Origin of the sequence: Psychrobacter sp. 219-2-C (assembly GCF_049560815.1) — a bacterium.
Taxonomy (GTDB): domain Bacteria; phylum Pseudomonadota; class Gammaproteobacteria; order Pseudomonadales; family Moraxellaceae; genus Psychrobacter; species Psychrobacter faecalis.
The window spans coordinates 2,494,882-2,507,861 of record NZ_CP186933.1 but is presented as its reverse complement, the minus strand read 5'-3'; the positions used below and the strand labels follow the sequence as shown (position 1 = coordinate 2,507,861).

13 protein-coding genes are annotated in these 12,980 nt (G+C 43.0%); 6 read left to right on the top strand and 7 right to left on the bottom strand.

The window, feature by feature from the left end; genetic code table 11:
* Positions 1 to 24 precede the first annotated feature (24 nt).
* A complete protein-coding gene (locus ACPEGP_RS10325) occupies positions 25 to 1,326 on the top strand; it encodes an NAD(P)/FAD-dependent oxidoreductase (RefSeq protein ID WP_423813347.1) in 1,302 nt (433 codons plus the stop codon).
* Positions 1,327 to 1,567: 241 nt separating this feature from the next.
* Positions 1,568 to 2,563: a pirin family protein gene (locus ACPEGP_RS10320; protein WP_423813346.1), complete on the top strand. Its 996-nt coding sequence runs from the start codon at positions 1,568 to 1,570 to the stop codon at positions 2,561 to 2,563.
* Between the two features lie 114 nt (positions 2,564 to 2,677).
* Here the strand turns inward: ACPEGP_RS10320 and ACPEGP_RS10315 are convergent, their stop codons facing one another.
* Positions 2,678 to 3,781 (bottom strand): alkene reductase, encoded by a 1,104-nt coding sequence (locus ACPEGP_RS10315; RefSeq protein WP_423813345.1) that lies wholly within the window; start codon positions 3,779 to 3,781, stop codon positions 2,678 to 2,680.
* Positions 3,782 to 4,125: 344 nt separating this feature from the next.
* On the bottom strand, positions 4,126 to 4,671 hold the full coding sequence (locus ACPEGP_RS10310) for a hypothetical protein (protein WP_423813344.1): 546 nt from the start codon (positions 4,669 to 4,671) through the stop codon (positions 4,126 to 4,128).
* Positions 4,672 to 4,676: 5 nt separating this feature from the next.
* Here ACPEGP_RS10310 and ACPEGP_RS10305 point away from each other — a divergent pair, with 5 nt between their 5' ends.
* Complete coding sequence (locus ACPEGP_RS10305; protein WP_423813343.1) at positions 4,677 to 4,889, top strand: hypothetical protein; 213 nt, start codon at positions 4,677 to 4,679, stop codon at positions 4,887 to 4,889.
* Between the two features lie 47 nt (positions 4,890 to 4,936).
* Here ACPEGP_RS10305 and ACPEGP_RS10300 read toward each other — a convergent pair whose 3' ends face one another.
* Entirely contained in the window at positions 4,937 to 5,833 is an 897-nt protein-coding gene (locus ACPEGP_RS10300) for a DMT family transporter (RefSeq protein ID WP_423813342.1), read from the bottom strand.
* A 95-nt stretch (positions 5,834 to 5,928) separates the two neighbouring features.
* Positions 5,929 to 6,099, bottom strand: coding sequence for a hypothetical protein (locus tag ACPEGP_RS10295; RefSeq protein WP_423813341.1), 171 nt, complete (start codon positions 6,097 to 6,099; stop codon positions 5,929 to 5,931).
* Between the two features lie 241 nt (positions 6,100 to 6,340).
* On the opposite strand from ACPEGP_RS10295, the gene ACPEGP_RS10290 reads away from it, so the two are divergent.
* Positions 6,341 to 6,889: a GMC oxidoreductase gene (locus ACPEGP_RS10290; protein ID WP_423813340.1), complete on the top strand. Its 549-nt coding sequence runs from the start codon at positions 6,341 to 6,343 to the stop codon at positions 6,887 to 6,889.
* 176 nt (positions 6,890 to 7,065) lie between these two features.
* Here ACPEGP_RS10290 and ACPEGP_RS10285 read toward each other — a convergent pair whose 3' ends face one another.
* Both ACPEGP_RS10285 and ACPEGP_RS10280 read right to left on the bottom strand, forming a co-directional pair.
* Positions 7,066 to 7,695: a hypothetical protein gene (locus tag ACPEGP_RS10285; protein WP_423813339.1), complete on the bottom strand. Its 630-nt coding sequence runs from the start codon at positions 7,693 to 7,695 to the stop codon at positions 7,066 to 7,068.
* Positions 7,692 to 8,681 carry an ImmA/IrrE family metallo-endopeptidase gene (locus tag ACPEGP_RS10280; RefSeq protein ID WP_423813338.1) on the bottom strand — a complete coding sequence of 330 codons (990 nt, stop codon included), beginning with the start codon at positions 8,679 to 8,681 and terminating at the stop codon, positions 7,692 to 7,694. Before ACPEGP_RS10280 ends, ACPEGP_RS10285 begins: the two co-directional genes overlap by 4 nt.
* 453 nt (positions 8,682 to 9,134) lie before the next feature.
* Between ACPEGP_RS10280 and ACPEGP_RS10275 the strand changes: the two genes are divergently transcribed.
* The gene (locus ACPEGP_RS10275) at positions 9,135 to 10,154 is read left to right on the top strand and encodes a lipoate--protein ligase (RefSeq protein WP_423813337.1); all 1,020 of its coding nucleotides are present in this window, start codon (positions 9,135 to 9,137) and stop codon (positions 10,152 to 10,154) included.
* A gap of 220 nt (positions 10,155 to 10,374) precedes the next feature.
* Positions 10,375 to 10,695: a PAAR domain-containing protein gene (locus tag ACPEGP_RS10270; protein ID WP_423813336.1), complete on the top strand. Its 321-nt coding sequence runs from the start codon at positions 10,375 to 10,377 to the stop codon at positions 10,693 to 10,695.
* Between the two features lie 149 nt (positions 10,696 to 10,844).
* Here the strand turns inward: ACPEGP_RS10270 and ACPEGP_RS10265 are convergent, their stop codons facing one another.
* Positions 10,845 to 12,980 (bottom strand): FAD-dependent oxidoreductase, encoded by a 2,136-nt coding sequence (locus ACPEGP_RS10265; protein WP_423813335.1) that lies wholly within the window; start codon positions 12,978 to 12,980, stop codon positions 10,845 to 10,847.

Sequence of the window (12,980 nt, the reverse complement as noted above, 5' to 3'; positions counted from 1 at the left end):
TAGCGCTTTTTGGAACCTATCATCATGGAAAATCCGCGCAATGCAGCAGCACACAATTACTACGATGTCATCGTCATCGGCGCTGGGGCGTCGGGGTTATATTGTGCGCTGACTGCGGGTCGCCGTGGTCGCCGCGTCTTGGTGCTCGACCATGCCAATAAAGCCGGTAAAAAAATCCTGATGTCAGGTGGCGGGCGCTGCAACTTTACCAATTACTTCGTCGAGCCCGAGCACTTTATCGGTAGTAATGCCCATTTTTGTAAATCCGCGCTCAGCCGTTATCCGAGCTGGGAATTCATTGCTATGGTTGAGCAGCATAAAATTCCTTACCATGAGCGCGAGCACGGGCAGCTATTTTGTGATGATTCGGCGCAAGATATTTTAACCATGCTCCTTGATGAATGCGCTGCTGTGGGCGTGCAAGTCAAGCTCAATACCCACATCGAACAAGTAAAGACTGATGAGAATAATAAGAGATCTCGCTTTGAATTAATTACCAGTAAAATCCTGAGTAAAAAAGAAAAACAAGAGAGAAAAAATAACGGCAATCAAAGTAAGCTGCCGCAAATAAGCTATCGCTGTGAGTCGCTCGTGGTAGCGACGGGCGGCTTATCGATTCCAACGCTAGGCGCGAGCGGTTTTGGTTACGAGCTGGCGCAACAGTTCGGTCATACGTTAGTTGCAACTGATGCCAGCCTTGTGCCCTTTACCTTTACCGATAAAACGGGTGAGCTGATTCGCACGCTTGCCGGTATCAGTCTGCCTGTGATTGCCAGTAATGAGCGCATCTCCTTTAAGCTACCGCTGCTATTTACTCACCGCGGCCTGTCGGGACCAGCTATGCTGCAACTGTCTAACTATTGGCATGTTGGCGAAACCATTACTATCAATTTGCTACCCGAAATAGATATAACGGCGCTTTTGCTAACTCATAAGAAATCGCACCCGCGCCAGCTTATCCGCACGGTCTTGGCAGACAATACCAACAATGCTTTGCCGAAAAAACTGCTGGCAGCGCTACAAACGCATTTGTGGGACGATATCAAAGACACCGAACTTGCCAATATTAAAGATGAGCGCTTGATAGAGCTTGGCACGACGCTGAACGGCTGGCAGCTAAAACCGTCTGGCACTGAAGGCTATCGAACCGCTGAAGTCACACGCGGCGGCATCACAACCGATGAAGTCTCGTCAAAGACCATGCAAAGCAAATATCAAGATAGCCTATATTTTATCGGTGAAGTGCTCGATGTCACCGGCTGGCTTGGCGGCTATAACTTTCAATGGGCGTGGGCCAGTGGTTTTGTTTGCGGCGAAGTGGTTTGATGTTAAGACAGACCCTTAATTTAAACGATAAGCATTTAAACAGTAAGCATTCAAACGCTAGCCTTTCAAACGCCAGCGATGCAAATTTAAAAACACTAAATATTTGACTATTTTGAATTTAACCACCATATAAACCCTTATGGATTTAGAATTACTTAAGAGTAGGCATTTCATTCCTGTTAAAGAATGGCAGTGAAATAAATAAGTATTCTTTAATACAGTTAGGCTGACGAGGTATGCAATGCGCGCCATCAAACATATTCATAACGATAAAGCACCGCATTGGGTCGGTGATGGTTTTTATGTCAAAACTTTGTTTAATCATTTAGATAACGAAGCTGATTTTAATTATCAGCATACCGATCCGTTTTTATTATTGGACTATGGTCAGCCGACCACCTTTGCGCCAAATCCAAACCATGAGAATGAGCCGCACGGTATCGGGCAGCATCCGCATAAGGGTTTTGAGACGGTGACGATTGCCTACGCCGGCGAGATTAGCCATGCCGATTCGGCTGGCGGTTGTGGCATCATCAAAGAAGGCGATGTGCAATGGATGACCGCCGGGCGCGGCATTATGCACGAAGAATTCCACTCACCCGACTTTAGTCGCCGTGGTGGACTTTTTAGCATGGTGCAATTATGGGTCAATTTGCCAAGCGCCCATAAGCTGACTGAGCCCAAATATCAGACGCTAAAAGGCGCTGATTTGCCTATGGTTGATTTAACTGATTTTGAGAATGGACATGCTCTTGGTCAAGCGGCAATTATTGCTGGTGAATGGCAAGACACTAAAGGCGCAGCAAGTACCTTTACGCCAATCAATATGTGGGATATTGCCTTGCATAGCACTGGCTCAACGATGCTGCAAGTGCCAAACAATCATAACATCATGATATTGGTACAAGAAGGCACGCTACTGGTTAATGATAAGTCAGTAAGCGCAGGTAGTCTGATTCAGTTTACAGCGCCGACTGATACTGATATCGCTATTATTGATTCCGCCAATGAACAATCAGCAACGCAGATAAGCGATAGCATTAAGCTAACGTACCCCAAGCTAGCTGATGATAAGCTTTCTGGTGATAAGCCATCGTCAAGCATAGTTAAACTGCTACTATTAAGCGGTGAGCCTATCGGTGAGCCAGTGGTGGGCTATGGTCCGTTTGTCATGAATACCCAAGCGGAATTAAAACAAACGTTTCGTGATTATCAAACGGGTAATTTTGTTAAATAGCTAAACTTCATCTATTAAAAAAGCCACCTTACTATTGTTAGCAAGGTGGCTTTTTATTCATTATCACTTTATTTTAATCGATAAAGCCAATTTAAAATGGCTATCCGATAATATTTAAGCTTGTTTTAAAAAAGGATAATCGGTATATCCTTCTGTACCGCCGCCATAGAAGGTTTGCGGATATTGCTCATTGAGCGGCGCGCCTTCGCGAATACGCTCTGCTAAGTCAGGATTGGCAATATAATCACGACCAAAAGCCACCGCATCGATATAGCCCTCCTTAATATTCTGCTCCGCTTTTTCAGGAGTATAACCACCAGCAGCAATAATCATTTGCCCAAACGCATTACGAACGCGCTGACGGAATTCGGTGCTATAAGGCGTACCACCAGCCCAATCAGGCTCAGATAGATGCAGATACATCAGCCCGCGCTTATTGATTTGCTCAATAAGCCAAATATTTTCGTCTTCATGGTAGCCCGCTTCAACATTATTAAAAGTACCAAGCGGTGAGATGCGAATACCAACATGGTCAGCGTCCCATGCAGCGACACAAGCATCGATAACGTCAAGGGTCAAACGCGCACGGTTTTCGCGGCTACCGCCATATTCATCATCACGTTGGTTGGTTTGCTCAACCCAAAACTGATGCAACAGATAACCATGCGCGCCATGAATTTCTACGCCATCAAATCCTGCTTCTTTAGCGTTTTTAGTCGCAAGCCCAAAGTCAGCGATAACTTGCTTTACTTCCTCAAGCGTGGCTGGACGCGGGGTTGTAGATTCAACGCGTATCGCTTGATTATTACTGTCACGCAATGTCGTGCGCACGCCCACATGAACATCAGACGCCGAAATAGGCGCTTTGCCATCAGGTTGGACGCTTTCGTGTGAAACCAAACCGGTGTGCCATAGCTGGACGACAATCTTGCCGCCTTTGGCATGGACATTATCAACGATGGTTTTCCACGCCGTCGTCTGATCTTTGGTATGAATACCGGGCGCGCCAGCATAGCCTTTTGCCTGAAAAGACACTTGCGTCGCTTCGGTAATGACCAATCCTGCACCACTACGCTGTGTGTAATATTCACTGGCTAGTGCCGTAGGAACATCGCCCGGCTCGACCGCGCGTAAGCGGGTTAAGGGAGCCATAAAGATGCGATTTTTTAGAGTTTGGGTACCCATTTTTACGGGTTCGAATAAAGTATCGTGTGCCATGAGGAGCCTTGTTTGTTGTTATAAAATAGATTTATAAGAGTTATTGAGCTTTGATAAATAGCCATGCTAGTTGTTAAGACAGCCATTTATCAGCCGAGTTCTTTATAAGGGTAGATACCGCGATTCCAAGTAATACTTACAAACAAAAACACCTACGCAAGTGTATTTCCAACCTTTTAAACGCTATTATTTACGTGACCTTATAAGGGTGTTAAGCTAATAGAAACATTAATTTTTGCTAAAATTTAGTAATAAAAAAAGCACCTACTTTTAAGTTAGTGATTTTTTCTATTTTCTATCAGCACTAATATGAGTTATTTTTAACAAACAATCTCAGTCAATTTTTAAAAATGATAACCCAATTTCATGCCAAGTGCGTAGCCAGTTCCATCGTCAATATTGGCTACCCGACCATCAACCTTAGTATCGACTGGACCGCCTTCAAACCACATATATTGACCGCCCGCAGAGACACTAAGCTGCTCGGTCAGTTTGTATTGCGCGCTTAATCCCAAGCTTTTGATAGAGTCATAAGGCCCCAATAGACTGAGCGGTGCGCCAGTACCGTGGTCATAGCCGACACGTACTTCGCCTGAAGCTTTTGGATTAAACTGCTTACCCAATGCCACTTCAACCGCATAACCATCTTTTTTATAGGCGGCTAAAGGCTCTTGTGTAGATAATGTCGCTAAAGGCGGGGCAACATTAAAGTTACTCCAATCTACCCAGCGGGCATTAACCATTCCTAATAGCTGATACTTTTCACTCAGACCGGTTTGGAAATCGAAATTGACCGACTGCGGCATTTTCACTTCGGTCTTGCCCGCTAGCGGTAAGGCAACTTCATCAGTAGCTGGTCCCGGTGTTACCCCTTCCTGTGACAGTGGCACCGGCGGTGAAAAATATCGAGACGCTTACCTATCGCTTGCGCCAACCGACCACGCTGAAGTTTTATCATTATCAACCAGACAAAGCTTTAGCAGAAGAAAAAAGACTGGAAACGCTGATGCCATTTGCCAAAGCGTTTGACATCATTACCATTCCCATTCCCATTCCCATTCCCATTCCCATTCCCATTCAACTTATCATGGCAGAAGGTGCTAAATAAATGGCATTGATTAAAAGGCTATTTATCAATTAGAAAAAAGCAATATCTTAGGATTTAAGCATCTTTTTAAAAGACAGCTCTAACGACAGATAAGTACCAAACAATATCACCATTGAACCGATAATCGCTGGCGTGTCTAAAGCCTCACCAAGCAGTAGATAGCCTAAAATAATGGCAAAAATTGGAATCACTAAGGTAATGCTGGTCGCGCGCATCGGACCGATACTTTTAATGAGTTGATTCATAAAAATCAGCGCGATGGCGGTAGAAAAGACGCCGATACAAATCACTGACGTCCAAGCAGTGAGGCTAATGGTTTTGCCATAGGGAAACTCATACACCGCTATCGGCAGCATAATTATACTGGCAATGATGAGCGAGCCTGCGGTAATCGCCACTGGTGAGACATCGTATAAATAATTTCTGGTGATATTGGCGCCGACTGCATAACCAACACAGGCCAATAATGCATAGCCCATCGGTAATAATGAAGAATCAGAAGCAGCACTTTGGCTACCAAATAAGCTTTCACTCATTAAAATAATCACGCCCACTACGCCAATAATTAAGCCAAGTATCTGCTTTTTTGACAGCCTGTCTTTAAAAAAGGTGCTGGCGATAAAACCGCTCATCATTGGTACGGAGGCATTGAGCACTGCTAACACGCCAGCATTTACTGAGCGCGCCGAAAAAGCAAATAAGATAAAGGGGATAGCCGCAGAAAACATCCCGACTAGGGTCAAAACTTTCCAATTATCACGGATGCCCGCTCGGTTTTTTGGGCTGATTAAGACAAAAACCAGCATCACCAAACCGGCAAATACCACCCGCAAACTGGCAAATGCGAGCGAGCCAAATTCTGGCACGCCGATACGATAAAAAATAAACGACAGCGACCACATAAAGGACAATGTCATAAAAATAATGAGGTCGCGGTTGGACATGGGTGGATCCTATCAAGCGTTAGACTAAAAAAACCACGATGATAACTTTTTACACGCTTGAGAGCTGTTGTTTTTTTATACTTCTTATCAATTTTTTATAGCTTTACTTTATCCAAAATGAAATCGATATCTTTATCACCGCGCCCTGATAAATTGACCAAAATCGTCTCATCTGCTGACATATCTTTGGCGATTTTCATCGCATAGGCAATGGCGTGCGCCGACTCTAAAGCCGGAATGATACCTTCAAGGCGTGATAGCGCCATAAAGACTTGTAAACATTCTGCATCAGTCGCCGACTCATAGAATGAGCGACTCAGATTAGAAGTTCATGTCCTCAATACCACGGGCGGCATCGATAAAGTTGAGCATTACACTTGCGATAAGCTCTTCCTTAATGCTGGCAGTACGGGCACCTCAGAGCTATTATTAAAAAGCCAAGCTGAAGGTAAGCTTAATAAGCTAAACGAGCATATTGGACAGCATTGGGGACCCAACGGCAACATCATGACTGGGCGCAATTTCGTCCACGCCGCGGGCACCACCCAATCGACCATTCTGGTCAAAGGTATCAATATGTGGGACGGCGATAGAGGCGGCTCAAAGTATAAAATCTTTGCTGAACTCGCGCCATTACCGCTAGGGCTTGAGACATGGACGACGCTATATCTCGCCATCACTGATAATCCAGAACGCGGTAACTATTACTATGATAAGGCCACTAAAACCGTCAAACTTAACTGGAAACGCGAGCAAAATGAGTATTCGGTGAACGCTGCTAAAGAGCTGATCGAAAGACTCGCCAAAGTAAATGGTGGCTGTACTTCAAGCTTATTATTTACCAAAGGCTTCGGCGATAACTTCTGCTATCACCCGCTTGGCGGCTGTGTATTAGGCTTGGCGACTGATGAATTTGGACGCGTCAAAGGGCACGAAAATATCTACGTGCAAGATGGCGCATTAATCCCCGGTAGCGCTGGCGTCAATCCGTATGTGTTTATTACGGGGCTTGCTGAGCGTAATATGGCGGCTATTCTGAGGGAAGATTTTGGGTAGGGTGTTGGGAGATTTTGAAAGTTAGAAGTATGAAAAATGCTCTTGAAGGGCGTTTTTTTTGGTTGAAAGCTAACCTTGCTTTGTGCTTGCTTTCAAGATAATTTATATATTATCTACATAGCTCAATTCTTTTAGATGCAATCAATTGCTGAAAACAAACTTTATTTTTAATAGAATCAAGCTACGGATGTTTGTAGAAAGCTTACTGGAAGAAGAAGAGAAGAAAAATTTCCACAATAAGACTTTAAACAGTCGGTCGCATTCTCAATATTACGTTCTTGACCAAAAGCAAGTCTTAATACACCATCCTCAACACAACGATTTATTACCATTTGATTGACCTTTTCAAAGCCTAGATTTTCAATTAATAGCAAAAGGGCGGTTTCTAAACAATAGACGCGACCTTGTAAACTTTTAAAAATCCGATCAATTGGCTCTAAAGACTGATGATCAATAAGAGATTGTAAGCAACGTTTATCACCTGTGGCAAAAAGTAAATCTGGATTCTCATGAGCAGCTACCATTAATAAGCTTTCACCACCGTCCATATCTTTGAAGCCTTGGATTTCGCTTAGTAAATCAGGGTTAACTGGTGATATTCTTCCTACATTTTCGACAAACTGAGTAACAGTGTTCACGGCATCTTCGTTTGTAAGCTTCTTTCTAGCTTGTTTAGGCAATGCGTATCCAGCATTAGTAGCAATCAAAATATCCTTAGAACTCGCTTCTAATATTTCAAAAAACTGGTTTAATAAACTACATCCAGCTAACTTCAAAATTATGTCATTATCCGAAAGTACTATCATTCCGCACCAATAATCCTTCGTATAACTTCATCATCATTAATAATATTAAGATCTACATTATCAATAAAGAACTGTTGAGCAACTTCTTGATCTGTTTGTGTTATTTCTAGTTTCTTAACTAATAGTTGAAGCACTTGTTTTGCAAATGCGAAATTATTATTACTATACCCATAATTTAAAATAATATGTAAAGGATCAATATTATCTTCTTTAGCTTTGTTAAGTGTTGATTCTGCTAAAACCTTCGGTGAAATCTTTCCAGCAGTATATTTTTTATTCGCTTTACCCGTTAAAAGCTCCAAGGCAAACGCATTTGCTTGAATTTCAAGATCATCCTCTTCGTCTTTAACGATTTGTTTATCTATTATCATTCCATTTTCTTTGACATGTCCAAGAATGATATGTCCAAGTTCATGAGCCAAATGAAAGACTAAAACACCGTAGTGATCATTTTTAGTTAATACTATGACAGGGCGATCGTTTTGCAATAGAGCTAATCCGTCCATTTTTGGACTAGGAATTTTTTTGATAAAAATGACTGGAATACCAATACTCCAACAGTATTGTACTAATACTTTGAAGTCTACCCACTGGTTTCCCTCAGATAATAATTTTTCGCGAATACTTTCGGCAGATAAAGACGATAGATCAGCTAAGGGTTTTTCAAAAGTATTTAAAGTAATTTTTGCTGCCAACATAGCGATAGCAACCGCTGGCTTTAATCTATCTTTATCAAGATTCACACTATGTTTAAATTGATGATGTGGTAATCGGTATTGAGGATTTGAATTATCCGAAATACTAAGATTTAAAGTTTTGAAATCAATATGAAAAGTATTTGCAATCAACCAAAGCGATTCTTGAAAACCTACTTCAGTAGTTGCAATAGAGTCTTCCCACCAATCTGGTAGGTAAGTTTTGACAACACGTTCTTTAAGCCCTATTTTTGAGAGCTTTTTATATACGGGCTTCATTGAGTAAGTCATAATATACCTCCTTTTGAGGCTTAAATAGCATTACTATTATAGTATATATTACCCCACTCTCAACTTGTTTTTCTAAGGTATTGGTTTACTTAGTTTTTAAAATTTCAGTTAAAACAATTAGAATTTTAAATTCTATAAAAATCAAAAGCCTACGATAAGTTGAGATTGGCGTTATATATTATAAAGGTATATTCAAACACTTTACTTATAACCACAAAAATGAATTGATTATTATCAATATGGATCTATAACAAACAATTATTTTTCTTCAAAAGTCCAAATCCTTTGTTCCCAAAATCTAATCAAAATGTCCCGCTCTACCTCAATATTCAAATCCCAAAACCATCCTCCCATACCACACACCCATTGAATTCCAACCACGCATCGGCAACAATGACAGTATCTATTGATAACATTCAATCTAGAATAATTATTCAAGAAAAAGGATAAGTAATGAAACTGCGCATCTTAAAATCTGCCGTGACCAACCCTTGGTTTAACCTCGCGACCGAGGATTGGATATTTAATACCCTCAATCCCGACTCGCACACGCTATTTTTATGGCGCAATAGTGAGACCGTGGTCATTGGGCGCTCGCAAAACCCATGGGTAGAATGCAAAATCGATAAGATGGAAGCAGACCATGTATTTTTGGCGCGGCGGCAGAGTGGCGGTGGCGCGGTGTTTCATGATTTGGGCAATACCAACTTTACCTTTTTATCACCCAAAGTTGACTACGATCAAGAAGCGAACTTTACCATCATTATTAATGCACTAAAAAAGTTGGGCATAGACGCGGATTTATCTGGGCGTAACGACATGCAAGTCGGCGATAAAAAAATATCAGGTAGTGCCTTTAAACACGCGGCGGATCGTAGCTTTCATCACGGGACTTTATTAGTTAATGCCAACATGCAAAAGCTGGGCGATTATCTCAATCCGCATCCGCTTAAACTCAAAGCCAAAGGTATCAAGTCGGTGCGTGCGCGCGTCGCCAACCTAATTGAGTTTAACGAAAATATCAATCATGAGATTTTATCTGATGCGATTATCGAGGCGTTTTGTGAATATTATCGTGACACTGAGTATGGCGACACTACGCCAGTAGAAGAATTGGACGAAGCCAGTCTCGCTAAGCAACCTAACCTGAATAAATATTATCAACAAATGGCAGATTGGGATTGGCGTTTTGGTAAGACGCCTGAATTTAGCCATCATATCGAGACGCGATTTGATTGGGGCATTATTGATTTGCACCTTGATGTGAAACAAGCAGTGATACGCGATGTTGTCATTTTCTCTGATGCGCTAAACGTTGAGTTGATTGATTTGTTAAAAGAGACATTGACTGACATTAAATATAATAGACATGAAGTAAAAGCCACGCTTGCTGAATTAAGCAAAGCGCATCCTGATTTGGCAGCGCAAATTGATGATGTCTCTAATTGGTTAATTGGCGAGATGGAAGGTTAGATTTTTGCTTGTTATTTATAGTGAGTAAAGAGTTTCTATTTCTTATTACCGTCAGCATTTTAATCGCCTTTATACTTTGCATGGATTAAGCTTGCTGCCTAAATCACACCCTTAGATAAACTTAAGTTTGATATTTAACGCTCTAGCCATCTATAATGTCAGGCAAATAATAGACTCGAGTTAAGAGTTTACACTTTGGGCATTTAAGCAAGGTAGCACTATGGCAGCCTATATCACCGTCGGCGCAAAGACCTCTCACGGTGGGACGGTCATCTCCGGCTCACCGCGCACCACTCATAACGGCATCCCTGTTGCCCGTAAAGGCGATAAAGTCATCTGTAAAAAGTGTAAAAAGGTCACCACTATTCTTAGTGGTGATGCCTCCTTTATTGTCGATGGTGCGCCTATTGCTCGCGGCGGCGATGTGACAAGCTGCGGCGCTAAACTGATTGCTAATCAGCAGTCATTTGCGGAGTCAGGATTTAATGTGGGCAGTATTGCGCAGGCAGCGCCTTTGGTGTTTCCTAAGGCAATTTTATAAAATAGTTTATTCCCTACAGGTAATTCCTCCTAAGAATAATAAGTCTTTAAGATAGAATTCAATAGCTGAATTAGCAAAAAAGCTCATCATTACCTAACAAAAAAACGGCAGGAGATATTCTCCCTGCCGTTTTTTTAATCTGCCATTTTTTAAATACTCGCCGCAACCTCAGCACCATCACGAATTGCACGTTTAGCATCCAGCTCAGCCGCTAGCTTTGCACCGCCGATTAGATGGTATTGTGCATCTGGTGCATCACCGACATTTGGCATCAGCTCAACCACTGATTCTTGACCGGCACAGACCACGATGCTATCGACACGTAACAGCTGGCTTTGACCTTGATTGTTAGTAATCCAAATACCTTCGTTGGTAATTTTGTCGTACTGCGCACCTGATACTTGGATGACGCCATGCGACTTAACATGAGCACGATGCACCCAGCCCGAGGTTTTATTGAGCCCACTGCCCAAGCGACCTTTAGTACGCTGCATTAAGTACACTTGGCGTACAGGTTTGATGCCTTCAGGTTTAATCAAGCCGCCATCTGCCTGATAGTTAGTATCAGACGTCACGCCCCACTCTTCGCGCCAATCGCTGATTGACTGCGGTTTTGGACGATAGCTTGGGTCTTTTAGCAATTCAGGACCAAGCTCATCTAATGGCTGCCCATGATTGGCGGTTAGATATTCACTAACATCAAAGCCGATACCGCCCGCACCGATGACCGCGACGGTTTCACCAACGGATTTTTCACCAGAGAGCAATTCAGCATAGCTAATGACTTGTGGTAAATCTGCACCTTCTAACCTGCCTTTTAGGCTTCTAGGAACAACGCCAGTTGCGACGATGACATGATGGAACTTGGCCTTCTCGAGCATATCTTTATCGACTTTGGTATTAAGTTTAATCTCAACGCCTAAGTGCTCAAGCTCATTGATATAGTAGCGAATGGTTTCAAAGAACTCTTCTTTACCAGGTATGACTTTGGCATAATTAAACTGCCCGCCCAAGATATCTTTTGCTTCAAATAAAGTGACGTCATGACCACGCAAAGCTGCAACATGAGCGGCTGACATGCCCGCGACACCGCCACCGATGACCGCTACTTTTTTAGGCTTTTTGGTTTTCTTATAAACCAATTCTGTCTCATAGCAGGCTTGTGGGTTGACCAAACAGGTTGAGCGTTTATTTTCAAAAGTATGGTCAAGACAGGCTTGGTTACAGGCGATACAGGTATTGATACGATCGGCTTGACCTTCTTTAGCTTTGTTGACCCAATGCGGATCGGCTAAGAACGGACGCGCCATCTGAATCATATCCGCTTGCCCACTGGCAACGATTTCTTCCGCTGTTTCTGGCATATTGATACGGTTGGCTGCCATCATTGGAATATTAATATGCTTTTTAATTTCAGCAGTGAAATCAACAAACGCCGCGCGTGGTACGCTAGTGACAATGGTCGGTACGCGCGCTTCATGCCAGCCAATTCCAGTATTCATAATGGTCACGCCCGCTTCTTCTAGCGCTTTAGCAACAGTGATGACTTCATCCATAACGTTACCGTCTTTGACTAAATCGATCACTGACAAGCGGAATAGGATAATAAAATCTTCACCCGTTGCTTCGCGAACTGCTTTGACCACATCGACCGCAAACTTCATGCGATTTTGAATATCGCCGCCGTATTCGTCGGTACGTTTATTGACATGACGCGATAAAAACTGATTAAGCAAGTAGCCTTCAGAGCCCATAATTTCAACACCGTCATAACCGGCTTGTTTGGCAAGTTTGGCACAGCGCGCATAATCTTTAACGGTTTGCTCGATGTTTTTGATGCTCATTTTACGTGGTTTAAATGGCGAGATTGGCGATTTAATCGGGCTTGCTGACACCGCAAACGGATGATAACCATAGCGACCACTGTGCAAGATTTGCATGATGATTTTGCTGTCATATTTATGCGCCGCACGGGTGACGCGTTGATGATTGATGACGTCAGCGCGGGTGTTCATGGTGCCGCCAGCAGGGAGCAACCAGCCTTCGCGATTGGGCGATATGCCCCCGGTAATCATCATCGCCACGCCGCCTTTGGCACGTTCGGCAAAATACGCCGCCAGCTTGCCGTAATTATAAAAACGGTCTTCAAGCCCCGTATGCATCGAGCCCATCACCATGCGGTTTTTAAGTGTAGTAAAGCCCAAATCCAGCGGCTCAAATAAATGCGGGTAGTGTTCGTTGGTGCTGGCGGTCTCAATGGTATTGGCAGTGCGGCTGGCGGTCAT

What these genes read in the sequence shown, in the direction of transcription:
- ACPEGP_RS10325 (WP_423813347.1), top strand. Translation starts at nt 25, where the DNA reads ATGGAAAATCCGCGCAATGCAGCAGCACACAATTACTACGATGTCATC.
- ACPEGP_RS10320 (WP_423813346.1), top strand. Translation starts at nt 1,568, where the DNA reads ATGCGCGCCATCAAACATATTCATAACGATAAAGCACCGCATTGGGTC.
- ACPEGP_RS10315 (WP_423813345.1), bottom strand. Translation starts at nt 3,781, where the DNA reads ATGGCACACGATACTTTATTCGAACCCGTAAAAATGGGTACCCAAACT.
- ACPEGP_RS10300 (WP_423813342.1), bottom strand. Translation starts at nt 5,833, where the DNA reads ATGTCCAACCGCGACCTCATTATTTTTATGACATTGTCCTTTATGTGG.
- ACPEGP_RS10295 (WP_423813341.1), bottom strand. Translation starts at nt 6,099, where the DNA reads ATGGCGCTATCACGCCTTGAAGGTATCATTCCGGCTTTAGAGTCGGCG.
- ACPEGP_RS10290 (WP_423813340.1), top strand. Translation starts at nt 6,341, where the DNA reads ATGACTGGGCGCAATTTCGTCCACGCCGCGGGCACCACCCAATCGACC.
- ACPEGP_RS10285 (WP_423813339.1), bottom strand. Translation starts at nt 7,695, where the DNA reads ATGATAGTACTTTCGGATAATGACATAATTTTGAAGTTAGCTGGATGT.
- ACPEGP_RS10280 (WP_423813338.1), bottom strand. Translation starts at nt 8,681, where the DNA reads ATGACTTACTCAATGAAGCCCGTATATAAAAAGCTCTCAAAAATAGGG.
- ACPEGP_RS10275 (WP_423813337.1), top strand. Translation starts at nt 9,135, where the DNA reads ATGAAACTGCGCATCTTAAAATCTGCCGTGACCAACCCTTGGTTTAAC.
- ACPEGP_RS10270 (WP_423813336.1), top strand. Translation starts at nt 10,375, where the DNA reads ATGGCAGCCTATATCACCGTCGGCGCAAAGACCTCTCACGGTGGGACG.
- ACPEGP_RS10265 (WP_423813335.1), bottom strand. Translation starts at nt 12,980, where the DNA reads ATGACCGCCAGCCGCACTGCCAATACCATTGAGACCGCCAGCACCAAC.